Below are 23,780 nucleotides of genomic sequence, written 5' to 3' on the forward strand. Positions count from 1 at the left end.
GGAAGTCGGAAAATGCAGGAGATTTCGTGGGGGATTGCCCCAATTGGCTGGCGTAATGATGACATACCGGAAATCGGAGCTGAAAACACCTTATCCCACCTTTTAAGCGATATTGTCGTGGCAGGCTTTCAGGGGACCGAAGTAGGAGGTTTCTTTCCGGAACCAGCGGTCCTGAATAAAGAGCTGCAGCTTCGGAACTTAAAAATAGCCGGTCAGTGGTTCAGCAGTTTCATCATCCGTGATGGCATCGACAAAGCAGAACAGGATTTCCATGAACACTGCAAATATTTACAGGCTGTCGATGGAGATGTAGCGGTAGTATCCGAACAGACTTACAGCATCCAAGGCGAAAGGTACGATGTATTTAAGGAAAAGCCCCGCTTTACTGATGAAGAATGGGGAATGTTGTGTTCGGGCCTGAATCGGTTAGGGGATATTGCAGGACATTACAACTTAAAACTGGTGTATCACCACCACATGGGGACGGGCGTCCAGACATTGAGTGAAATTGACCGCCTTATGGAAAATACCGAAAAGAAAGTGCAACTGTTATATGATACTGGACATATTTATGTATCGGATAGCGATTGCATGTCACTTCTGCAAAAGCATATCGACCGCATTGGGCACGTTCATTTCAAGGATGTGAGAAATAACGTGCTGGAGCAGTGCCGAAAAGTTGGAAAATCATTTCAAGAATCTTTTTTAACCGGCATGTTCACGGTGCCTGGTGACGGCTGCATTGACTTTGTGGAAGCTTACCATACATTACTGGAAAATCATTATAAAGGCTGGATTGTAGTAGAAGCGGAACAAGATCCGTCGGTTGCCCATCCATTGGAATACGCATTAATCGCTCGCAAGTATATAAATGACAGGCTGCTCCTAGTTCAAGATTAAAAACGGGAAAGAAGTGATTAATTTGAATAATGATGGAAATCAAATGGCATTCTTACGCAAGATTATTATTATCTCGACGTTAGGCGGTCTTTTGTTCGGATATGATACAGGTGTCATTAATGGTGCCTTGCCGTTCATGTCCGAAGCGGATCAACTTAACCTCAATTCACTTACGCAAGGACTTGTTGCCAGTTCACTTCTTTTAGGCGCGGCACTTGGAGCTTTTCTGGGAGGCAGGCTTTCAGATTATGCGGGCCGCCGAAAAAACATTCTTTTTCTTTCGGTACTTTTTTTCTTTTCAACTGTTGGATGTACGTTTGCACCGAGTGTTACGGTCATGATTGCCTGCCGTTTTCTACTCGGGCTTGCGGTAGGCGGTGCGTCAGTAACCGTTCCTACTTATTTGGCGGAAATGTCTCCAGCTGAACGACGCGGCCGGATCGTCACCCAAAATGAATTAATGATTGTTAGCGGACAGCTGCTTGCATTCATCTTCAATGCCATTCTTGGGACAACGATGGGTGACAGTTCACATGTTTGGCGTTACATGCTGGCAATAGCATCACTTCCAGCCATACTTCTTTTCTTTGGCATGATCAGGTTGCCTGAAAGTCCAAGGTGGCTTGTGTCCAAGAACAAAAGTGAAGAGGCTCTGAAGGTTTTGAAAAGAATACGTAAAATGGATGAGGCTGAATCGGAATTTCAGGGAATCAAAGCGGCATTCGATGAGGAGAACCATGTTAAAAAGGCTACATATAAAGATTTGACCGTCCCATGGATACGGAGAATTGTTTTTCTTGGAATCGGAATTGCCATCGTTCAGCAAATAACGGGCGTAAATTCCATCATGTACTATGGTACCCAAATTTTAAAAGATGCAGGGTTTGAGACAAAAGCTGCTTTGATCGGGAATATTGCAAACGGTATCATTTCTGTTTTGGCAACGTTTTTAGGTATTTGGCTGCTTGGTAAAATCGGGCGCCGTCCAATGCTCTTAACCGGTTTGATCGGGACTACGACCACATTGCTATTGATTGGCGTCTTATCTTCCCTTCTTGAAGGGACAGCTGCCCTTCCCTATCTCATTTTGACCTTGACTGTCACTTTCCTTGCCTTTCAGCAGGGTGCAATTTCACCGGTTACCTGGTTGATGCTTTCAGAGATCTTCCCGCTTCAAATACGTGGGCTCGGTATGGGTGTCACCGTATTTTTCCTTTGGGTCGTGAACTTTCTTATCGGCTTAACATTCCCGATTTTACTAGATAAAGTCGGATTGTCTACCACATTCTATATCTTTTTCGCTCTAGGCATTATGGCTATCACCTTCGTGAAAAAATGTTTACCGGAAACGAGAGGACTTACACTTGAACAGCTTGAACAAAACTTCCGCAATCATGGAAAAGAACCTGAAAAGGAAATGACAAAAATAATTTAAGAGTTATAGAGTAATGAACCAGATATGTATAAAAGGAGGAAAATGATCATGACATTAAATTTTGGTGTAATAGGAACGGGTGCGATCGGCCGGGAGCATATTAAAAGAATTACAGACAAATTATCCGGAGGGAAAATTGTGGCTGTAACCGATGTGAATGAAGAGGCGGCAAAGCAGGTCGTGAAACAATATGGACTTGAGGCACTTGTATATCCGGATGACCAATCACTGGTAAACTCGGAAAATGTCGATGCTGTGCTTGTTACAAGTTGGGGCCCTGCACATGAGCAAAACGTATTGAATGCGATTGAAGCTGGCAAATATGTATTCTGTGAAAAGCCACTGGCAACAACGGCAGAAGGCTGCAGGAGAATTGCCGAGGCGGAAATGAAACACGGGAAGCGTTTGGTGCAAGTTGGCTTTATGCGACGTTATGATAGCGGTTACGTACAACTGAAAGAAGCCATTGATAGAAATGAAATTGGCGAGCCGCTCATGGTCCGCTGTGTGCACCGCAACCCAGAAGTGGATGAAAAATATACGACGGAAATGGCGGTCGTTGATACATTGATTCATGAGATTGATGTATTGCATTGGTTAATCAGCGATGATTACAAATCAGTTCAAGTCATTTACCCGAAAAAAGCAAGCCGCGCGCATGCTAACTTAAAAGATCCCCAACTCATCATAATGGAAACGAAGAGCGGGATTGTCATTCAAGCTGAAGTATTCGTGAATTGTAAATATGGCTATGATATCCAATGTGAAGTCATTGGTGAGGAAGGTGTTGCATATCTTCCTGAACCAGCGAGCATCGTGACAAGGAAAGGCGCAAAACGGAGCACGAATATCTTGGTAGATTGGAAAGATCGTTTTATGGATGCATATGACATAGAAATACAGGATTTCATAGATTCCATTATAAAGACAGGTCAGCCGAATGGTCCGACTTCATGGGACGGATACATTGCTGCCGCAACAGCTGATGCTTGTGTAAAAGCACAAGAATCCGGACAGAAAGAATCCGTTGACCTTGAAGAGAAGCCGGCTTTTTATACGGGGAAAATCACTGTACAGTGAACGTAACCATGCATTGAAACGAAAAATAATTTATAGGGGGAAAGACCAATGAAACTAGCTTTGGATCCTACGATGTATGCCAATTTATCATTAAAAGAAATGGTCGATAAAACAGCGGAATTAGGCTATGAATATATCGAACTGTCACCGAGGGAAGATTTTTGTCCATTCTATAAATATCCTAAAGTGGATAAGGAACAGATTAAGAATTTGAAACGCTGGTGCAGCGACGCAGGTGTGAAGATATCATCCTTGCTTCCGCTTTACTACTGGGCCGGTCCTGATGAGGAACGGCGCCAGGCCGCGGTCCGTAATTGGAAACGCGCCATTGAAGTGGCAGTGGAATTGGATGTTGACTTGATGAATAGTGAATTTAACGGATCTAAATTCAATGAAGTTATCTGTGAAGAGAAATTCATTAAATCGATGGATGAACTCCTTCCGGTATTTGAAAGGGAAGGCGTTAAACTGAATTTGCAGGCACACCCATTCGATTTCATCGAAACGCATGAGGGAGCGATGGATATGATCCGTGCCCTTGACCGTCCGTGGATCAACCTTGTGTATTCAACAGCACATACATTTTTCTATGATGATGGCAAAGGCGATATTGCCCCTATGTTCGATTCTGCCGGGGATCGGCTGCAACATGTCTTGTTTGCTGATACATTCAATCATAAAGCGTCCAACGGACTCCGTTATATCGTCAATCCTCCAGGTGTCGAGGCAACCGTCCACCAGCATTTGAACATCGGCGAAGCCGAAGTTGACTTTGATACGATCTTCAAAAAACTGAAAGAAATGAATTTTGACGGCATCGCGACAAATGCAGTATTTGCTTGGATCGACAAAGCAGACTGGTCAAGTAAGCTTATGCTTGAAAAAATGAAAGACGGATTGGGTTTAGCAGAAAGAATTGGAGGCTGACAAAATGAAACTTTGTTTCAATCAAGCGACAACACTTGAAAATTCCAACTTGGTCAAAGATCTTAAACACTGTGAAAAACATGGTTACGATTATATCGAAATCCGTACCATGGATAAACTGCCTGAGTATTTGGAAAAACACACAATTGAAGAACTGGCCGAATTTTTTAACGAAAATCATATTAAACCGCTTGCCTTCAATGCGCTTGTATTCTTTAATAACCGAGATGAAGACGGCCATAAGGCGATAATAACCGAATTTAAAAACATGATGATCATGGCGGAGAAATTGGGTGTGAAATATGTGGTGGCGGTTCCGCTTGTAACGGAAGCGAAAATATTGAAAGAAAATATTAAAAACAGCTGTGTGGAAGTATTGACTGAGCTTTCCGAGATCGCTGAACCGTTTGGCATCAAAATTGCAGTGGAATTTGTCGGGCATCCGCAATGTACTGTGAATACATTCGGTCAGGCATACGATATCGTTGAAACAGTCAACCGTGATAATGTTGGGTTGGTGCTGGACTGTTTTCACTTCCATGCCATGGGTTCCAGTTTGGAAGACTTGAAGAAAGCGGATGGGCAGAAAATCTTCATTTTACATATTGATGATACAGAGGATTTTCCGATCGGCTTTTTGACGGATGAAGACCGGGTATGGCCTGGGCATGGTGCCATAGATTTAGACAGCATATTAACCATCTTGAAGGGAATTGGTTATTCCGACGTCGCCTCCGTGGAATTGTTCCGTCCGGAATATTATGAACTCGATGCTGAAGAAGCCATTAAGACAGCAAAAGAAACGACAATTCAAGTTATTTCGAAACACTTTGCACTACAGAATGTATGAGTGAATCTAAATAAACTCGGGAATAAGGGGGTGATGGAATAATGCCTTTAGTAGCAATGAGTGAGATGCTTTTAAAAGCAAAAGCAGAAAGGTATGCTGTGGGTCAATATAATATTAATGGTCTGGAATTCGCCCAGTCGTTTTTACAAGCTGCCAATGAGGAACGAGCGCCGATCATACTTGCAGCATCGGACAGGCTTGTTGATTATCTTGGCGGATTTAAAACGATTGCGGCCATGGTAAAAAGCCTTATGGAAGAAATGGACATTACGGTTCCGGTTGCCCTTCATCTTGATCATGGAATGGATGTGGAACGATGCAGAAAAGCGATCGATGCGGGTTTCACATCGGTCATGATCGATGGCTCCCATCATCCAATAGATGTAAATATTGAAATCACCAAAATGGTTGTCGACTATGCCAAAAAGAACGGCGTTTCCGTTGAGGCGGAAGTGGGGACAGTCGGTGGGACGGAAGATGGACTCGTTGGCGGTATTCAATATGCAGATCCCCATGAATGCACGCGGATTGTAAAAGAAACAGAAATTGATGCACTAGCTGCTGCTTTGGGTTCCGTTCATGGCCCGTATCAAGGAGAACCTAAACTCGGTTTTGAGGAAATGGAATTAATTTCGAACATGACGAATGTACCTCTTGTCTTACATGGAGGCTCAGGTATTCCGCTGCACCAAATTAAAAAAGCCATTGAACTTGGGCACGCCAAAATAAATGTTAATACCGAAAGCATACAAGTGTGGGCAAAAACCATTCGGGAAGTATTGGCCGTTGAAGGAAAAGGATATGAGCCGCGCGGCATTATCACACCAGCGAAAGAAGCTATCATCTCCGTCGTGAAGAGAAAAATGGCAGAGTTCGATACAAGTGGAAAGGCTTAAGAATGAAAAGGTGTTCCCGATTACGCTGCGGGCACCTTTTTGTACATTCACTTTTTTTCATGAGATGCCATTGCTGAAAGATAGTTCGCTGGTTAGGGGAAGTGTTGCAATGACTTTGTTACATAACGCACGTAATAGATTTTTATTTTTAGTGCTCTCATTTATTTTTTGGTTTTCAAATTTCATTTATATTCCCATTTTGTCTCCTTACCTTGAGACGATTGGAGGGGATTATACATTTATCGGCATGGTATTAGGCAGCTATGGGCTGATGCAATTTCTCTTCAGGCTTCCGTTCGGAATTCTATCCGACCTAATAAAAGTAAGAAAACCTTTTATTATATTTGGAATGGTCGTAAGTACATTGAGCTGCGTGACATTCGCATGGGCCGATAGTTTAGGCTGGATCCTTTTGGCCCGCTCGTTAGCTGGAATTGCCGCCGCCACCTGGGTAGCCTTCACCATTTTATATTCCAGCTATTTTTCAGAACGTGATCTTCACCGAGCGATGGGAAGTATCTCGTTAGCTGTGGTTCTGGCACAGCTGCTTGGAATGGTGGTAAGCGGGTACATTGTCGATCAATGGGGATGGCAAGCACCTTTTTGGATGGGAGGAATTATCGGTCTCATTGGTATCGTCCTTTCACTTTTTATTTACGAATCGAACGAAGATTTTCCGAAAGAGCCCATTCAATTGAAAGAACTCGTATCAGTCATGGTTGAACCGGCGCTTTTAAAAGTATCATTTCTATCCATTCTCGCACATGGCATCATCTTCACGACAATGTTCGGGTTCACCCCGACATTTGCTTTAAAGCTTGGTCTCCAGACTGATGAGATCAGCATGGTCATCTTTTCATTCATGATTCCTCATGCTATTGCCACCATGCTTAGCGGGAAATTATTCGTACCATTATTCGGACAATGGAAGTTACTGAAACTAGCTTTTGCTCTAACGGCCATATTTACAGCATGTACGCCATTAGCAGAAACAAAAGGGCTGCTTTTTCTGATTCAAGGATTGAATGGATTCTCATTAGGCATTCTTTTTCCCTTGTTTTTAGGAATGGCGGTAGAGACGATTTCCCTTGAAAAAAGGGCAACGGCCATGGGGGCGTATCAAGCAATCTACGCGATTGGTATGTTCGCTGGACCTTTCATTGCAGGAATATTGATTTCTCATTTAGGTATTTCTTCAGGATTTTATTTCGCGGGGTCATTAGGTTTAACTGCTGTATTCTTTATGACTGTATGGAGTCACCTTGAAAGGAAAGCAACAAAACATAATTTGAAATTGAACTAAGCGATGTGAAAGGGATGCTAGTTTAATAGAGGAGGAGCACTTATGAAGGTTGGTTTAGTTACTGATATTTTAGGTTACATGCCATTTGAAGAGATGCTGGATACGTGTGTGGACCAGGGAATAGAGACACTGGAGCTAGGATGCGGTAATTGGTCGAAGGCTCCACATCTCGATCTCGATGGACTTCTTGGCAATGCAGCAAAACGAAAGCAATTATTAAATGAATTGAATGTAAGGGGGATTAGCATTGCAGCGTTGAATTGTTCCGGCAATCAGCTTGACCCATCAGATGAAGGAGCCATGCATAAAGCCGTTGTTAATAAGACCTTTCAGCTAGCTGGGCTTTTAGGTGTTGAAACGGTTGTCATGATGTCGGGGTGTCCTGGCGGCGGACCAAGTGACAGGACACCAAATTGGCTGACACATCCCATTTTGCCCACACACTTTGAGATGCTTGATTGGCAGTGGAATGAAGTGGCATTCCCTTATTGGGAAAAAGCTGTGACAACGGCAAAACAAAACGGGGTTAGAAAGGTTGCCATCGAAAATCTAGGCTGCAATTTAGTTTACAATCCCGAAACACTCTTTAAATTGAGGCATGAAGTCGGTGATACGGTCGGAATGAATTTTGATCCGAGTCATTTATTTTGGATGGGCGGCGACCCTATTGCGGCTTTAAGGGCTTTAGGAAGCGCAGTTTATCATATTCATGCAAAGGATGTCCGCTTGGAAAGAGGGATATATGACGTCCAGGGATTGATTGATGTGAAACCAATGAACCAATATGCAGGTAGATCATGGAATTATGTTGCACTCGGGTATGGGCACGACAGTGGCTGGTGGAAGGAGTTTTTTACTATTGTTAAAATGATTGGTTATGAAGGGCCCATCGTTCTCGAAATGGAAGATTTGACAATGGAACCACTAACGGGCGTGAAAAAATCCATGAATGTTTTGAAAGAAACATTGCCTAGGGAATTCGATGTTTTAACATGAAGTCTAAATTACTTTATAATGGACTTAATGACAATAAAAAAAAGAAATTGGCAGGTGGAGATAATAGTATGAAAATGAGCGATGTGGCGAAATTGGCAAACGTATCCCCTGCAACCGTTTCAAGAGTGCTCAGACAGCCGGATTTAGTCAGCGAGGAAACTAAACAAAAGGTGCTGCAGGTGATTGAAGAGATGAATTACAAGCCTCACATGATTGCCAGTCAGTTCAGGACTAAAGAGACAAAGATCATTCTGGTCGTCGTTCCGGATATCACAAGGCCCTTTTTTTCCGAAGTGCTTCGGGGCATTGAGCATACAGCTGTAGAAAATGGCTATCAGGTTATATTGGGAGATACGGAGAACGATATTGAACGGGAAAAGGAATATATCGATTTGCTTTACAAAAAGCAGGCAGATGGAGCGTTACTCCTTACTGCTAGAATGAATAGGGAAAGCCTGGAAAAACTATCAAATCAATTTCCGATTGTATTGGCATGTGAATACGTGGACGGACTGGACATTCCAACTGTTTCGATCGACAATGTAAGCAGTGCCAGAAAAGTAACGGAGCATTTAATCAAGCTTGGTTATAGACGGATTGCCCATATAACAGCGCCTATGAACATCATTCTTAGCCGGGATCGCCTAGGGGGGTTCCAGCAGGCAATGAAGAAGCATCACTTGAAGGTCAACCCGGAATACATCCAGGAAGGGGATTATGGCATTGACTCAGGTTATGACCAGATGGTGAAATTATTATCGCTTGAAAACAAGCCTGAAGCAGTGTTCGTTTTTAATGATGAAATGGCGCTGGGTGCTGTAAAGGCAATCCAGGATCATGGGTTGAGCGTTCCCGAGGATATTGCTGTCGTAGGTTTTGATAATTTGAAAATAGCATCGATTTTTAATCCGCATATGACGACCATTGACCAGCCTAAGTACGAAATAGGGAAAAAGGCAACGAACTTATTGCTGACCTTAATGAAAGGCGGAACCATTGAAAAGAAAAAATTCGTTCTGAAAGATGAGTTGATTATCCGCGAATCTTGCGGTTCCAAATTGGAAAAAAGCTTGAATGCATAAAAAGGTTTGGCAAGATTGTTAGGTTAGTAAATGAATGGCTTCCTTTTATGGGAGCTTTCTTACATTTCGACCAAAGAAGAAGTGAAAAAACCACATTAGGGGAGTTTGAAACATACTAAGAGGGTTTTTCAATGATGAAATTGTACATTTATCAACAGGGGATATAATATCCCTTAAGCTATTTGGTTTAGTGGCTATCGTTGTCTTAACAGGTGGGGGGATCTGCAGGAGCTTCACGGAGATCATCCGTTTGAAAAAATGTAAGCTGTAACATTAAAATATGGAAACGTGATATTGTGAATCCCATTCAACTTGAATGTGGATTTTTTTGATGTCCTTTATATGAAATAATGGCCGATAATCTTCATACGTTTCACTTCGAATTGCCGGCAAATATTAAAAAGCGCCCTTAGCTTGAACAGCATCTATGGCTAAAGGCCAAGGACCATTCATGGATTACGGGGGATTTCAGTCCAGATTACAAATACTGTTTGTATTTCTTTAATTTATAGATGACTGTTGGCTGGCTGACGCCTAAATGTTCTGCCATTTCGTATGTGGTTTTACATTTTTTCCATGCTTTTGCAATTAGTTGCCTTTCAACCTTTTCCAGTGTCTTTTTTAAATCGAAATTCTCTTCACAATCCTGTTCGATTGCAAGGAAGTTGGAGTCTTCAGGCTGTTCAATTTGCCCTGTGATGGATTGCGGAAGGTGTTCGGGAAATATAATTGGCTCTTCGATGGTCAGGATTAACCGTTCAATTAAGTTTTCTAATTCCCGTATATTTCCGGGCCAATGGTAATGGGTTAAAACTTCATATGTCGATGGATGGATTTTTTTGTATTTCTGGTATTTATCATTGGTTTTTTCTAAGTAATGCTGAATTAGGAGAGGGATATCTTCTTTACGTTCATGCAATGCCGGAATTTGGATGGGAATCACATTCAAACGATAAAATAAGTCCAATCTAAACTTACCTTGACTTACCATCTCCTTCAAATCTTGATTAGTTGCTGCAACTAGGCGGAAGTTAATATGGTTTTCTTTTTTTCCACCGATGCGCTTTATCTTTTTCTCCTGTAGTACTTTCAGTAATTTAGCTTGCATGGCAAGTGGGAGTTCCCCAATTTCATCCAAGAAAAGAGTACCGCTGTCAGCCTGCTCGATCAGGCCTTGCCTCCCTTGCTTATTTGCCCCTGTAAATGATCCCGGCTCATAGCCGAATATTTCTGATTCAAACAAACTTTCAGGTATCGTGCTGCAATTCACTTCGATAAAGGGTTCTTTCTTTCGGTTGCTTTGGTCATGAACAGCACGGGCAAAAGTGCTTTTCCCTACGCCGGAAGGTCCTAATAAGAGAATCGTGGCATCGGTTTTTGAAACATTATGGATCGTTTTTAAAATATGCTTCGTTTCATTACTTCTGGCAATCAGATAATGGTTATCCAGTTCTTTTTCTCTTAAATCCTCGACTTCCGTTTGATAGCCTTTAACTTTTCGTTGTAATTGTTCAAATTGATCCTGCAATTGCAGGATCTCGGTTTGATCCTGACCATAGCTGATTACCCTAACGAGGTGTCCTTCCTTATTAAAAATGGGATAGCCAGTCGACATGACAACATGACCCGTTTTTGTTTCTTGCATTATGCGTTTCGCTTTCTTTTCCTTTAAAACAATCGCATTGATGGAAGGTGCAAGAAGGCCCTCGCTTTCTAATTGATAGACGGAGGTACCGATATAAGAGTCACTTTTCATACCATAAATCTCCCAAAGCTTTGGGTTGGAATATAAAATGATTCCATCTTGATCGGTAATGAGAATGTTATTATTCGATGTTTCAATAATTTTATTTAGTTCTTCCTCCAGCATATCATCGTACATACGTTTCGCTCCTTTGGGTTTTGGGATGCTGCTTAATTAAAATATAAATCAAAAAGTCTAAATAATCAAAATTTAAATCAAGAAACGAGAAAATGATTAAGTTTTTAATCATTTGATGAAACAAAATAATGAAAAGCCTTATATACCGCAGCGAAATAGTTGGCCTGAATCTTGCTTATGTAAAAGGTAAGAAGAGAATTTCCAAACAAGGGTGTTATGAATATCCATTCTATTAGAAAAGATGGAAGTTTGTATGACATCTGCAATTGCAATGGAGTGAAAAAAATAATAGTAGAATTAGAATTTAGGAGGATGTTACATGACGAAGTATCAACCGAAAGACTCATTCAAATCACCCCGTTTTTGTGGAGTGCGTACGTTTATGCGGCTCCCATTTGTTGAACAGATAGATGAAAATATGGATTTTGTCATTACGGGAATTCCATTTGATTCCGGGCAATCATTTAGGACGGGTGCGAGATTCGGTCCAGAAGCCATTCGCGATTTTTCAATCCTTTTACGTCCTTATAATCCAGAACAAGATATTAATATTTTTGACTATATATCAGGAATTGATTATGGCGATGTTCCGATCATCCCGGGGTATATTTCGGAAACATATAAAAAGATCGAAGAAGAGCTTACTCCCGTCATTGAAAAAGGGATCATTCCCATTTCATTGGGAGGCGATCATTCCATTACACTAGGGGAGTTACGTGCAATCGTAAAAAAACATGGACCCGTTGCCCTGCTTCAGTTCGATGCCCACTCTGACACTTGGGATAGTTATTTTGATCAAAAGTATAATCACGGAACCGTTTTTCGCCGTGCAATAGAAGAGGGGCTCATCGATGTATCGCGATCTCTTCAAATTGGTATGAGGGGCGGTCTGTACGGACCCGAAGACCTTCAGGATGCCCGGGATTTAGGTTTGGGAGTTTACACGACAAACGATTATAAGCGTATCGGGGTCGAAAAGATGTTAAGGGTCATTCATGAGCGTGTTGCGAATGGTCCGGTGTTTTTATCTTTCGACATTGATTTTTTAGATCCGGTTTATGCTCCGGGTACGGGGACTCCAGAAGTTTCCGGTGCCAGCATTGATGATGCTTTAGCCTTGGTGAGAGGATTGACGAATATAGATTTTGTTGGATTCGATCTTGTCGAGGTTTTACCCTCATACGATCACGGACAAATCACGGCTGCCGCAGCCGCTAATATTGTCTATGAATTCATCACACTCATCGCACTCGCAAAAAAAGGGAAAATGGAGAAGAAAAAGAGAGTAGGAGATTTTGAAACGCAGCTTAATATTTAGTTTCCTCATTTAACTGTAGAGAAGGAAGGAAGCTGTAAGTCCTTTCTTCCCTTTTTACAAAGCGATAAGAACAATACAAGCCCAAAAGGAGATGTGTACATGCATATTTTGGATATATCGATCATGATTCTATATTTTTCTGTTTTGATCATTGTGGGAGTAATCGGATCCAAACGGGCAAAAACAGCAGATGATTTCATTGTGGCAGGACGCAATCTTGGTCATTTTATGTATTTATCCTGTTTAGCTGCTGTGATATTAGGGGGGGCCTCCACTCTAGGAACAGCAAAGTTAGGTTATCAGTTTGGGATATCCGGTATTTGGCTAGTGGTGATGATCGGGCTCGGCATTATCGCTATTGGGCTGTTTTTAACAAATAAGATATTTAATTTGAAAGTATTGACGATCAGTGAAATGCTTGAGAAACGCTACAACTCTCAGACAAGATTGATCAGTGCCCTTGTCTCTGTTATCTATACATTCATGCTGACTGTAACGCAAGTGATTGGGATGGGGACAATTTTACATGTTTTGGCTGGCTGGAATTTAACGGTTTCCATGATAGTCGGGGGCGGGATCGTTTTATTTTATACAATATTAGGAGGTATGTGGTCAGTCACAATGACTGATGTCGTGCAATTCGTCATCATGACGATCGGTATTTTCTTTATCATGCTTCCGATGAGCATATCTAAGGCAGGAGGGTGGGGCTCGCTTAAAGAAAATCTCCCAGCATCACATTTCGAGTTAGGGAACATTGGCGGAGAGACGATTTTTCAATATTTCCTATTATTTACCCTCGGGGTAGTTGTTGGCCAAGATATTTGGCAGCGTCTATTCACCGCACGAACCAAAGCTGTTTCTCGTGGCGGAACGATTGGAGCGGGGTTATATAGTGTTTTTTATGCGATTGCAATAAGTATCATTGGAATGTGCGCTTTTATTATCCTTCCTGATTTAGGCGATCCCCAAAATGCATTTACCAGTATAGCAATGGTAACTTTACCTGCTGGTCTGTTAGGGGTTGTCATTGCGAGTGTGGTATCAGCCCTAATGTCCACTGCTTCAGGTACTTTGCTTGCTTCGTCCACTTTAGTTGTTAATGACATCATTAAAAAATATATTGGTCCAAAAATGAGTGAACGACAATTTTTAAAAACATCCCGAATTACAACTTTAACGATTGGTGTATTGACCATAATCGTTTCGATTTGGATTCAAGATATTTTAGTTGCATTGGATGTAGCTTACGCCATTTTATCCGGAGCTGTGTTCTTTCCGATCATCCTTGGTTTCTTTTGGAAAAGGGTCACGGCTACAGCGGCATTTTACTCGATTCTCGCCAGCATGATCGTTATCATTGTCGGATTGGTGATTAATGGACCTTCCTCCACTCAACCAATTCTGTACGGGCTCGCTACTAGTTTTGTCGTCATTACTACGATCACTCTCCTAAGTTCCAATAATGATCATAAAAATGAAAGTGAAGTAAAGCAAGATATAAAGGGTAAAGCTGATATGGATACCATGGCTAATTAATGTTTCAGCAAAAAAACGGAAAAAGATTCGAGGAGGAACGAAATATGACAAAGACAATTTCCTTGCAACCTGCAACATTCAATACAATGGAAGAAGAACGCAATCACAGGAAGGAACGCTTGGCAGCTTCATTCCGCCTTTTTTCAAAGTTTGGTTTCGATGAAGGGATAGCAGGCCATATTACGGTCCGTGATCCTAAATATACAGACCATTTCTGGGTCAATCCGTTTGGGATGCATTTTAGTCAAATTTCCGTTTCGGATCTTATATTGGTTAATCATAAAGGTGATATTGTAGAGGGTGAACATTCTATTAATGGTGCTGCCTTTGCCATTCATTCTGAAATTCATAAAGCACGGCCGGATGCGATTGCAGCGGCACATGCTCATTCGGTCTATGGAAAGACATGGTCTTCCTTAGGGAGACTGTTAGATCCGATTACACAAGATGCCTGCCAATTTTACAATGATCATGCATTATTTGATGATTTTACTGGTGTCGTTTATGCATCCGAAGAAGGTAGGCGCATTGCTAAGGCTTTAGGTCAATACAAAGCTGTCATCCTCCGCAATCATGGGTTGCTAACGGTCGGCCAATCTGTAGATTCAGCTGCTTGGTGGTTCATAACGATGGAACGTTCATGTCAAGCGCAGATAATGGCTGAATCTGTAGGTAAGCCGATTTTTATAGAAGAAGAGTATGCAAAATTGACTGCAGAACAAACGGGAACGGAATATGAGGGATGGCTGAGTTTCCAGCCTCTGTGGGAAAGGATCAGAAAAGAGCAACCAGATTTCTTGAAGTGACCATGAAGCACGGCATGGTATAATCCCAACGGATTGCCTTCCCGTAAAAGAGGGAAAAAGGAATCGTATGTTCTTGAGGAGGTTTTATAATGTCCGCTTCTAAGAAAGCAGCACCTTCACTTTATATCAGGGTCGATATACCGGAAAAATACATCAATCAGTTTAAGGAGATTTGTGCGGAAGTTGTTGTCGAGCCATGGGAATTCGGCGAACCCGAACCACAGCCAACAGTTGATTTAACAAAGTTTGATGTCCTATATACGCTGGGGCTTCATGATAATCTTAACATTATAAAAAAAGCTCCAAAGATTAAATGGGTCCATTCAGACAGTGCTGGAGTGGAGGCCATGCTGAATGAAGATATACAAAACAGCGATGTCATCATCACCAATGTCAAAGGCTGCACATCAGTCCCGATAGCCGAGCATACAATTGCGATGCTATCTTCGTTAGCAAGAGGCGTACCGACAATGATCAGGAATCAAATAAACAAAACGTGGGTTGAAATTCCAGTGAAAGATCTTGAAAATGCGACAGTGGGGATAATTGGGTATGGTGATATTGGCCATGAGATAGCCAAGAGATGTAAAGCGCTGGGTATGACCGTTATTGGGTGCCGCCGGAACCCCTCCAAGAGGAACACGGAATATGAACCTGCTGATTTGATAATGGGAATGGATCAAGTGGATGAGGTCCTTTCCATGTCCGACTTTGTCGTCTTGGCCCTTCCGTTTACAAAAGATACTTCATACTTTTTCAATAAAGAACGCTTAAATAAAATGAAAAAAGGCAGTTATGTAATTAATGTCGGCCGAGGTAATACGATTGTCGATGAAGATTTAATTCATTCCTTGAGCAATGGGCACATAGCAGGAGCGGCTCTGGATGTGTTTGAAGTAGAACCTTTACCTAAGGACCACCCTTTTTGGCAGCTGGAAAACGTCATGGTATCCCCACATAATGCTTACAACTCTTCCAAGCACCTAGATCGTGTGATGGAATTATTCCTTAGAAATTTAAAGCTTTTTTCTGACGGTAAACCCCTAATGAACGTTGTAGAAAAAAAACTTGGTTATTAACAGCGATCGGTCTTTTGAAAAGAAATTCGAATGGAGTACAAGGGCAGACCCTGAAGAGGGTTTGCTTATTTTTGTTTAAAAGCCGCTGCTTCATCTTTTTCTTGTATAGGACAATCTCTGATTAGGAAAAGCTGGATATAAGGAGGCGATGTATGAATGGGTACTTTCGAAGTTATTTCCCTGATGCTAAGCTTTGGCATGTTTGTAATTGCTATTCTTGATTTCAAAAATCATGACAAAAATCCTTGAAGATATTGAGGCAGGCCGATGTGTTTGATTAATAATGGAAGCGTTTTAAAAAATTCCGGGTTATTTAAAGAAGGTATTGATTTTCTCGATTTTTTAAACTTGCAGAGAACACCATTATAAGGTGTTCTTTTTTGTTTCCAATGAGTTTCAATCGCATATCGATGCATACATAAGTATCATCTTTGACAAAACAATGATATACAAGTATAGTATCTAATAGACCGGTTGTTATAATTTCAAGGAGTGATCCAGCTATGGCAGAAAAACGAAACTCGAAAGACATTCTTATTGAAGCTGCTTCCAGACTTTTTCGTATACGTGGATATTACGGTGTCGGGCTTAAGGACATTATTGAGGAAAGTGGTATCCCAAAAGGTTCGCTGTATCATTATTTTCCGAAAGGCAAAGAAGAATTGGCGATTGAGGCGATTAATCATACAAAGGAATTCGTGATAGATGAAATTAAACGGGGATTTGATGAAATAGAAGACCCTATCAAGGCCATTCAGTCTCATATTTATCATTTATCCGAGGTTTTTGGTCATAGTGAAAATCTATTAGGACTGCCAATCGGGACGATTGCGGCGGAAACATATACGACGAGCGAGCAGATAAGAATGGCCTGTCAAGAAGCGATGGAAGATTGGCAATCCATTTATGTGAAGAAATTACTCGAAGCGGACTTCAGTGAGAAACGGGCAAAAGAATTGAGTATCGTAATTAATGCTTTGATTGAAGGCGGTATCCTTTTATCCTTAACGGCGAAAAACGGGGAACCTCTCCAAGCCATTGCGGAACAGATACCATTATTGCTGATAAATAAATAAGTCATGCGGAAAAATTATTTTAAGCTTAGGTCGAACAGTTAGTAATTGGAGGAATTATTTTATGTCAGCAGATGCAACACAGCAACAAAACCCAGTCATTAGGACGACCCCTATATTAATTGCATTTTTAATTGCAGGGTTCATTGGGTTATTCAGCGAGACGGCATTAAACATGGCGCTGGGGGATCTAATTCAAGAATTCAATGTCAGTCCTTCAACCGTGCAATGGCTAACAACGGGTTACCTATTGACATTGGGGATATTGGTTCCCGTTTCGGGACTCTTGATTCAGTGGTTCAATACTCGTCAATTATTCATTGCCTCAATGGTGTTCTCCATCATTGGTACGCTCATTGCAGCCATTGCACCCGGGTTCGGCATCTTGATGCTAGCCCGTGTCATCCAGGCAATCGGAACGGGTCTTTTATTGCCTCTCATGTTCAATACCATTTTATTGATTTTTCCTATTCATAAAAGGGGAGCGACGATGGGATTGATGGGGCTGGTGATCATGTTTGCCCCGGCCATCGGACCGACAGTTTCAGGCTTGATTATTGAAAATCTAAAATGGAACTACATTTTCTGGGTGTCTTTGCCGTTCTTTGTGATCGCTTTACTATTCGGTCTGAAGTATATGCAAAACGTTTCAATAATCACCAAACCTAAAATCGATGTACCATCCATTGTTTTATCGACCATTGGTTTTGGGGGAATTGTTTATGGCTTTAGTATTGTCGGAGAGCAAGGATGGAGCAATGCGATCGTTTTATCCTCGATCATTGTTGGACTTATAGCGTTATTCCTGTTTGCTGTGAGGCAATTCAATATGGATAAACCAATGATTGACTTGCGCGTTTTTAAATACCCGATGTTCACGTTAGGGTTAATAACCGTCTTCATCACCTTCATGATCATCATGTCATCCATGATTCTCTTACCGCTATACCTGCAAACCGGGCTTGCATTAGCTGCGTTTTCTGCTGGGCTGGTACTATTGCCGGGTGGAGTGCTTAATGGTATCATGTCTCCGGTTACGGGGCGCATTTTTGATAAGTTCGGTCCAAGAGGGTTAGTGGTTCCAGGCTTCATTATCATGATTGTCATGTTATGGACTTTGACGAACGTAACGACTGAAACGACGATCATAATGGTAATCGTCATGCACTCCCTCCTTATGATTGGTGTTTCGATGGTCATGATGCCGGCCCAGACAAATGGGCTGAATCAACTGCCAAAAAATCTTTATCCGGATGGAACGGCTCTAATGAATACATTGCAACAAGTATCGGGGGCCATCGGTACAACCGTTGCCATTACGATCATGTCAGCATCCCAAAAAAATTATATGGCAAATGCAGAAGATCCGTTCGATCCGTCTGCCATTAGCGGTTCATTGACTGCAGGTGTTCAAGATGCCTTTATTTTCGGCCTTGTCCTTGCAATCATTGGTTTGATCGTATCGTTTTTTATCAGAACAGCACGAGACCAATAAGATAAATTAGCCAGCAGGGAATGGAGTTTCTCTGTCTGGCTTTTTTTACTGGTCTTTATTACCATATTTCATCAAAAACGAAAAAATCAGAGTGGATTATTTGAAAACTAACCACTTATCGGATAATCTTACACAATGAAAGTTACTAAAATTCAGCTCAGGTAAAGCGGTTAACAGGAGGAACTCAAATGAAAACAATAAAAACCAAAATGTTTGAACCTGTAACAATAGGTGCATGGAACTTAAAAACAAGAACGGCAATGGCTCCTATGACTCGGTCGTTTGCCGATAACGAAACTGGTGTTGTGAATGACCTGACCGTAGAATATTACCGAAAACGGGCTCAAGATGGAATCGGACTTATCATTACTGAAGGTGTAGTGATTTCACCAAGAGCAAAGGGCAATCCTGGAGTTCCCGGTATATATACTCAAGAGCAAATCGACGGGTGGAAAAAAGTAACGGAAGCAGTACATGCTGAAGGCGGAACGATTATTGCGCAAATCTGGCATGTGGGCCGTGCAAGCCACCATGAAATTGCAGGAGGACTTCCTCCGCAGGCTCCGTCACCTATCGCTGCAGAAGGTAAGGTTTCACGATTCGGCAAACCTTTTGACACTCCTGAAGAAATGACAGAGACGGATATTGCAGAAGTTGTGAACCAATATAAACAAGCTGCAAAGAATGCAATGATTGCTGGTTTTGACGGCGTTGAAATTCATGGTGCACATGGCTACTTAATAGACCAGTTCAATTCTAACACCTCCAATAAAAGGACCGATCGGTACGGTGGTGATTTAAAACAGCGTCTGACATTTATGAAGGAAGTGCTAAAAGCAGTTATTGATGCGGTAGGAGCGGAACGTACCCTTATTCGTTTCTCGGCTTTGAAAATTGACCAGCCGTCTTATATGTGGGAAGACCCTGAAAAAGCGATCCAAACATTTATTGAAGCGTTCAATGAAACAGGAGTCAAAATGATTCACCCATCCACGATGGAATTTACCAAACCGATTGCAAGAGGATTGACCATGCATGAATTGGTACGCAGCCATTGGGATGGAATCATAGTCGGTGTGGGCGGGCTTGATCCCGAAACAGCGGAAGCAGCACTGGAAAAAGGCATCATTGACGTTGCGGCGATTGGCCGTCCGCTTATCGCCAACCCGGATTATCTGGCACGAATTAAGAAAGATGAAAAACTTGTTGATTACGAGGTAAAGAAACATTTAGGGCATCTGATTTAATAGAGATAAAATGTAAGGCTGGCTTGTTCTTTGACAGGACAATGCAGCAACCATACTTCATTTTCTAAAACTGATGCGATTCTTCTTCAAGAAGGGTCGCCTTTTCTTATGAACATAAAAGGGGAGAGTGGATGGTATATCGATGGAACGTATCATGGTTATCGGAGTGTCCGCGGGTGTCGGGAAATCTACTTTTGCAAGAAGGCTTGGAGATCATTTGAATATCGAGGTATATCATTTGGATACATTCTACTGGAGGCCTGGCTGGGTGGAGGCTCCTTTAGAGGATTTTATTTCTGCTCAAAAGGAAGTAGTGAGTTATGACAAGTGGATCATGGAAGGCAATTATAGTCATTCTTTTAACCTGCGTTCGGAGCTAGCCGATACGATTATTTATTTAGAACTTCCTCTCGGTGTTTGCCTTTACCGGGTGATAAAACGCTGGTTGTCTAATCTAGGTAAAACAAGGCCTGATATGGCTAAAGGCTGCAATGAAAAACTAGACTGGGAGTTTATCAAATTTATCATATCCACTTACTTTCCTCGCAGGAAAGAAATGAAAATCAAATTGGCAGATCTTCAAAAGAGTGACCCTGAAAAGGTGATAGTTATGTTAAAAAGTAAGCCCGATATTGAAGGATATTTGTTGAATATGAAGGGATAAGCTCCTTACCATTAATCTTTATGAATCTTAGAGATTTTCGAAACTGGGTCTTTCCTGATCTTAACAGCGAGCTCATAAGCACAAATGGAAAAGGGATCTTCCAATCGAAGATCCCTGAGACTTTAGACAAATTCGAAGAAATCGAGTTTACCACAGTTTTTTTATGGCTTGTACAATTGGACGTAGATTTCCGCTCCAGGCACTCGCTTTCCGCGGGCGGTCCGCGAGCCTCCTCGGCTTGCGCCTTCGGGGTCTCCCTAGACGCGCTTTTCCCGCAGGAGTCTCGCACCTTTCTCTCCAATCAACTTTGTTCAAACATATAGATAGAAACCATACTTGAGGAATTGAAGGTGTTGGTTTGGGAACATATTTTGATGAAAGATATGTTTTCCGAACCCCTTTTTATACATCATAAGTTTCATGAACTAAATTACCATATAGCTACGGACAATTAACGATTAAGGCAACCCACTAACAACTAGTCTATCATCTTTTAACTAAAGGCTTTACATCTTGCGGGATAGGGGAGTTATAGCTTTTTCCTTGTAATCGTTCTTTTAGTTCCGTTTTTGCCTTTTCAATTAATTCCGGATTTTGAAGTACTTCTACTGCAGTTGCCGCAATAACCTTGCCAGCATGAAGCATTCCTTTATGGGCAATGGATGTTGATCCCAGTGTAACCCACTGCCAGCTATGCAAAGGTGACCCAAGAACAAAACAAGCCGTTGTGCATTGGGCAGTAGGAACAATCCAGCTAACATCTCCCACATCCGATGAACCTGTTAATGGCGCTTGGAGGCCCTCAATGGGTTCTAACCAATTTGCCAGTGCATCATCTTGATTATCTTTAAATGGATTGATTGTACGGTTCCTTTCTTGTTCGGTTAAGGTGGAGCGGATTTCTTTGGCAAGCTGTTTTTCATCATCATCGTGTTGTGGAATGCCTAATTCTTGAAAATTCTTATACATGACGGAATCTAACACAGTGTTTTGGATAACATTGGAACAGGCTTTGTCAAAAACGATTTCCAATTCAGTTCCTGTCATCAGGGCAGCGCCTTTAGCAATATTACAAACTCTTAAGTAAATATCTTGAACTTGTGAAACTTCTGGAGCTCGTAATAAATAAAGAACTTCAGCATCTTGTTGGACAACATTAGGCGATAATCCACCTGAATTCGTTATTGCATAATGGACTCTTGCTTCCTGGATAATATGCTCTCTTAAATAGTTCACGCCAACATTCATAAGTTCTACGGCATCTAAAGCACTCCGTCCCAAATGTGGTGATGCTGCTGCATGGGAGCTTTTGCCTTTAAACTTATAATACACTTGGAAATTGGAAAGTGAATCCATCGACATGACGCCGTTAACATCCAGTGGATGCCAACAAAATGCAAAATCAACGTCATCGAACAAACCTTCTCTGACCATGAAGGTTTTGCCTGATCCGCCTTCTTCTCCAGGACATCCATAATAACGAACTGTCCCATTTATATGATTCTCTTCCATATAATCCTTCACTGCAACAGCTGCAGCTAAAGATCCCGTACCAAGTAAATTGTGACCGCAGCCATGGCCATTTTCACCTTGTACTAGTGGCTCCTGTTTAGCCGTAGCCGCTTTTTGACTCATACCTGACAATGCATCGAACTCTCCCATGATTGCCACAATAGGTTTACCGGTTCCAAAGCTGCCGATGAATGCCGTTTCTATGTTTCCAACACCTTTTTCAACAGAAAATCCTTCGCTTTCTAATGTTTTGCATAGCAATTCAGCAGATTGATATTCTTCAAAACGTGTTTCTGCAAAATTCCATATACAGTCACTGACTTCAATGAATTTTTCTTTTTTTTGTTCAATGATTTCCGATAGTCTATTTACATATGTCATTTTTTACTCTTTCCTTCCTATATATATATTTATTTATACTGAAAAACTATTTTAAAAGCCGTCTAGCAATAAGATTCAAAAGTTCTACACTCCTTGGTAATACCTCTTCTTGAATATCAAATTTAGGGTGGTGATGTGGTGCAGGAATATCAGTCCCAATAATCATATATGTCCCTTTCCCGCCATTATCCTGTACTCTTCGAATCATGAAACTTGCATCTTCGCTTCCAGCAGAACCGGATTTCCTGCATGCTTCGATTGTTGAAAAACCATCTACATTCCTGGCTTCTTCCATGGCCAGTTCGACAAGTTCTTGATCACAGCGAATCGTAATTGCTTGTCCTATAATTTCAATTTCATGTTCAAGCTCATGCATACCTGCACTATGAGCCACGATATTTCGAACACGTTTCTCCATTTCAGCATTTGCTTCTTCGGTTACAGATCGGGTTTCAATGATCATTTTTGCATGCGCTGGAATAATATTAGCGGCTGTTCCTCCATTAAGAACACCTACGTTCACACGGGTCGAGCCTGAACTGAATCTAGGAATGGCATGAATATTTAACAATGCGGTGGCTGCTCCCAATAATGCATTTTTACCTTTTTCAGGAGAAGCACCTGCATGTGAAGATACCCCATGAAAATGTGCAGCCATTTTCGTACTTGCTAAAAATCCGGAAGACCCACCGTGAAATTCTCCTAGAGGGACATCTGTGCCAAGGTGCAGACAATATATATGATCCACATCATCCAAAATTCCTTTTTGTACAATTGAATAGGCACCGCGTACGCCCTCTTCAGCTGGTTGAAAAATAAGCTTTACAGTTCCTGCGAAATTGCCATCCGCTAATTTTTCAGCAAGTCCTAAGCCAATGGCTGTATGGCCATCGTGTGCACAGGCATGCATATTCCCTTCATATTTTGAACGAAAACCGTTTATTTGCGGGAAGTGGTCAGAATCAGTACTTTCCGTAACAGGCAATGCATCCATATCAAAGCGGAAAGCTACGGTTGGTCCAGCCATTTTTCCTTTTAATACACCAATGACGGCAGTATATCCACCCTCCATTTCTTGGAGGATCTTTGGATTGGCACCATCTTGTAATGCTCTATTAAATGTTTCCTCTAATACTTCGATAGGGGGGACTCCACGGCGAGAATCACCATCTAAAGCATCTTTTCCAAATATCACGTTATACTTCAGGGAAGTTAGTGCTTCCACTACCTTTGAAGCAGTACGAAATTCCGTAAAGCCAACTTCCGGGTGTTGATGAAGATCACGTCTTAAAGAAATAATATCCAATTCGTTTCA

21 protein-coding genes are annotated in these 23,780 nt (G+C 41.7%); 18 read left to right on the plus strand and 3 right to left on the minus strand.

Going from position 1 to position 23,780, the window contains the following annotated elements:
* Nucleotides 1-12: 12 nt before the first annotated feature.
* From iolE to AC0VX1_RS04240, 9 genes are all read left to right on the plus strand, one after another.
* Nucleotides 13-900 carry a myo-inosose-2 dehydratase gene (gene iolE, locus AC0VX1_RS04200; RefSeq protein ID WP_475470024.1) on the plus strand — a complete coding sequence of 296 codons (888 nt, stop codon included), beginning with the start codon at nucleotides 13-15 and terminating at the stop codon, nucleotides 898-900.
* A 22-nt stretch (nucleotides 901-922) separates the two neighbouring features.
* Nucleotides 923-2,335 (plus strand): sugar porter family MFS transporter, encoded by a 1,413-nt coding sequence (locus AC0VX1_RS04205; protein WP_475470026.1) that lies wholly within the window; start codon nucleotides 923-925, stop codon nucleotides 2,333-2,335.
* A 48-nt stretch (nucleotides 2,336-2,383) separates the two neighbouring features.
* Entirely contained in the window at nucleotides 2,384-3,415 is a 1,032-nt protein-coding gene (gene iolG / locus AC0VX1_RS04210) for a bifunctional inositol 2-dehydrogenase/D-chiro-inositol 1-dehydrogenase (protein ID WP_475470028.1), read from the plus strand.
* A 48-nt stretch (nucleotides 3,416-3,463) separates the two neighbouring features.
* Nucleotides 3,464-4,342: a sugar phosphate isomerase/epimerase family protein gene (locus tag AC0VX1_RS04215; protein WP_413010534.1), complete on the plus strand. Its 879-nt coding sequence runs from the start codon at nucleotides 3,464-3,466 to the stop codon at nucleotides 4,340-4,342.
* Between the two features lie 4 nt (nucleotides 4,343-4,346).
* The gene (iolI, locus tag AC0VX1_RS04220; protein WP_475470031.1) at nucleotides 4,347-5,192 is read left to right on the plus strand and encodes a 2-keto-myo-inositol isomerase; all 846 of its coding nucleotides are present in this window, start codon (nucleotides 4,347-4,349) and stop codon (nucleotides 5,190-5,192) included.
* Nucleotides 5,193-5,233: 41 nt separating this feature from the next.
* Nucleotides 5,234-6,088 (plus strand): class II fructose-1,6-bisphosphate aldolase, encoded by an 855-nt coding sequence (gene fba / locus AC0VX1_RS04225; RefSeq protein WP_413010536.1) that lies wholly within the window; start codon nucleotides 5,234-5,236, stop codon nucleotides 6,086-6,088.
* A 109-nt stretch (nucleotides 6,089-6,197) separates the two neighbouring features.
* Entirely contained in the window at nucleotides 6,198-7,391 is a 1,194-nt protein-coding gene (locus AC0VX1_RS04230) for an MFS transporter (protein ID WP_475470033.1), read from the plus strand.
* Between the two features lie 42 nt (nucleotides 7,392-7,433).
* Nucleotides 7,434-8,387, plus strand: coding sequence for a sugar phosphate isomerase/epimerase family protein (locus tag AC0VX1_RS04235; RefSeq protein WP_475470035.1), 954 nt, complete (start codon nucleotides 7,434-7,436; stop codon nucleotides 8,385-8,387).
* A 68-nt stretch (nucleotides 8,388-8,455) separates the two neighbouring features.
* Nucleotides 8,456-9,469, plus strand: a complete 1,014-nt coding sequence (locus AC0VX1_RS04240; RefSeq protein ID WP_063596665.1) for a LacI family DNA-binding transcriptional regulator — start codon at nucleotides 8,456-8,458, stop codon at nucleotides 9,467-9,469.
* Nucleotides 9,470-9,947: 478 nt separating this feature from the next.
* Here AC0VX1_RS04240 and AC0VX1_RS04245 read toward each other — a convergent pair whose 3' ends face one another.
* Entirely contained in the window at nucleotides 9,948-11,351 is a 1,404-nt protein-coding gene (locus AC0VX1_RS04245; RefSeq protein WP_328129747.1) for a sigma-54 interaction domain-containing protein, read from the minus strand.
* A gap of 319 nt (nucleotides 11,352-11,670) precedes the next feature.
* Between AC0VX1_RS04245 and speB the strand changes: the two genes are divergently transcribed.
* From speB to AC0VX1_RS04290, 9 genes are all read left to right on the plus strand, one after another.
* On the plus strand, nucleotides 11,671-12,669 hold the full coding sequence (gene speB, locus AC0VX1_RS04250; RefSeq protein WP_475470037.1) for an agmatinase: 999 nt from the start codon (nucleotides 11,671-11,673) through the stop codon (nucleotides 12,667-12,669).
* A 99-nt stretch (nucleotides 12,670-12,768) separates the two neighbouring features.
* Nucleotides 12,769-14,208: a sodium:solute symporter family protein gene (locus tag AC0VX1_RS04255; RefSeq protein WP_057275591.1), complete on the plus strand. Its 1,440-nt coding sequence runs from the start codon at nucleotides 12,769-12,771 to the stop codon at nucleotides 14,206-14,208.
* Entirely contained in the window at nucleotides 14,208-15,014 is an 807-nt protein-coding gene (locus tag AC0VX1_RS04260) for a class II aldolase/adducin family protein (protein WP_413010539.1), read from the plus strand. Before AC0VX1_RS04255 ends, AC0VX1_RS04260 begins: the two co-directional genes overlap by 1 nt.
* An 89-nt stretch (nucleotides 15,015-15,103) precedes the next feature.
* Nucleotides 15,104-16,093 (plus strand): D-2-hydroxyacid dehydrogenase, encoded by a 990-nt coding sequence (locus tag AC0VX1_RS04265; RefSeq protein ID WP_475470040.1) that lies wholly within the window; start codon nucleotides 15,104-15,106, stop codon nucleotides 16,091-16,093.
* 156 nt (nucleotides 16,094-16,249) lie between these two features.
* The gene (locus tag AC0VX1_RS04270; RefSeq protein ID WP_220126990.1) at nucleotides 16,250-16,342 is read left to right on the plus strand and encodes a putative holin-like toxin; all 93 of its coding nucleotides are present in this window, start codon (nucleotides 16,250-16,252) and stop codon (nucleotides 16,340-16,342) included.
* Between the two features lie 254 nt (nucleotides 16,343-16,596).
* The gene (locus AC0VX1_RS04275; protein ID WP_413022293.1) at nucleotides 16,597-17,169 is read left to right on the plus strand and encodes a TetR/AcrR family transcriptional regulator; all 573 of its coding nucleotides are present in this window, start codon (nucleotides 16,597-16,599) and stop codon (nucleotides 17,167-17,169) included.
* 61 nt (nucleotides 17,170-17,230) lie between these two features.
* On the plus strand, nucleotides 17,231-18,661 hold the full coding sequence (locus tag AC0VX1_RS04280) for an MDR family MFS transporter (protein WP_268564284.1): 1,431 nt from the start codon (nucleotides 17,231-17,233) through the stop codon (nucleotides 18,659-18,661).
* Nucleotides 18,662-18,849: 188 nt separating this feature from the next.
* Complete coding sequence (locus AC0VX1_RS04285; RefSeq protein ID WP_475470043.1) at nucleotides 18,850-19,908, plus strand: alkene reductase; 1,059 nt, start codon at nucleotides 18,850-18,852, stop codon at nucleotides 19,906-19,908.
* 142 nt (nucleotides 19,909-20,050) lie between these two features.
* On the plus strand, nucleotides 20,051-20,572 hold the full coding sequence (locus tag AC0VX1_RS04290) for a P-loop NTPase family protein (RefSeq protein WP_413022294.1): 522 nt from the start codon (nucleotides 20,051-20,053) through the stop codon (nucleotides 20,570-20,572).
* Between the two features lie 486 nt (nucleotides 20,573-21,058).
* On the opposite strand, the gene AC0VX1_RS04295 is transcribed toward AC0VX1_RS04290, so the two are convergent.
* Together AC0VX1_RS04295 and AC0VX1_RS04300 are read right to left on the minus strand one after the other, a co-directional pair.
* The gene (locus AC0VX1_RS04295; RefSeq protein ID WP_413022295.1) at nucleotides 21,059-22,465 is read right to left on the minus strand and encodes a M20 family metallopeptidase; all 1,407 of its coding nucleotides are present in this window, start codon (nucleotides 22,463-22,465) and stop codon (nucleotides 21,059-21,061) included.
* Nucleotides 22,466-22,511: 46 nt separating this feature from the next.
* A complete protein-coding gene (locus tag AC0VX1_RS04300) occupies nucleotides 22,512-23,771 on the minus strand; it encodes an amidohydrolase (RefSeq protein ID WP_057275598.1) in 1,260 nt (419 codons plus the stop codon).
* Nucleotides 23,772-23,780 lie beyond the last annotated feature (9 nt).

This window comes from Peribacillus sp. QJM3NY_7, assembly GCF_056173225.1.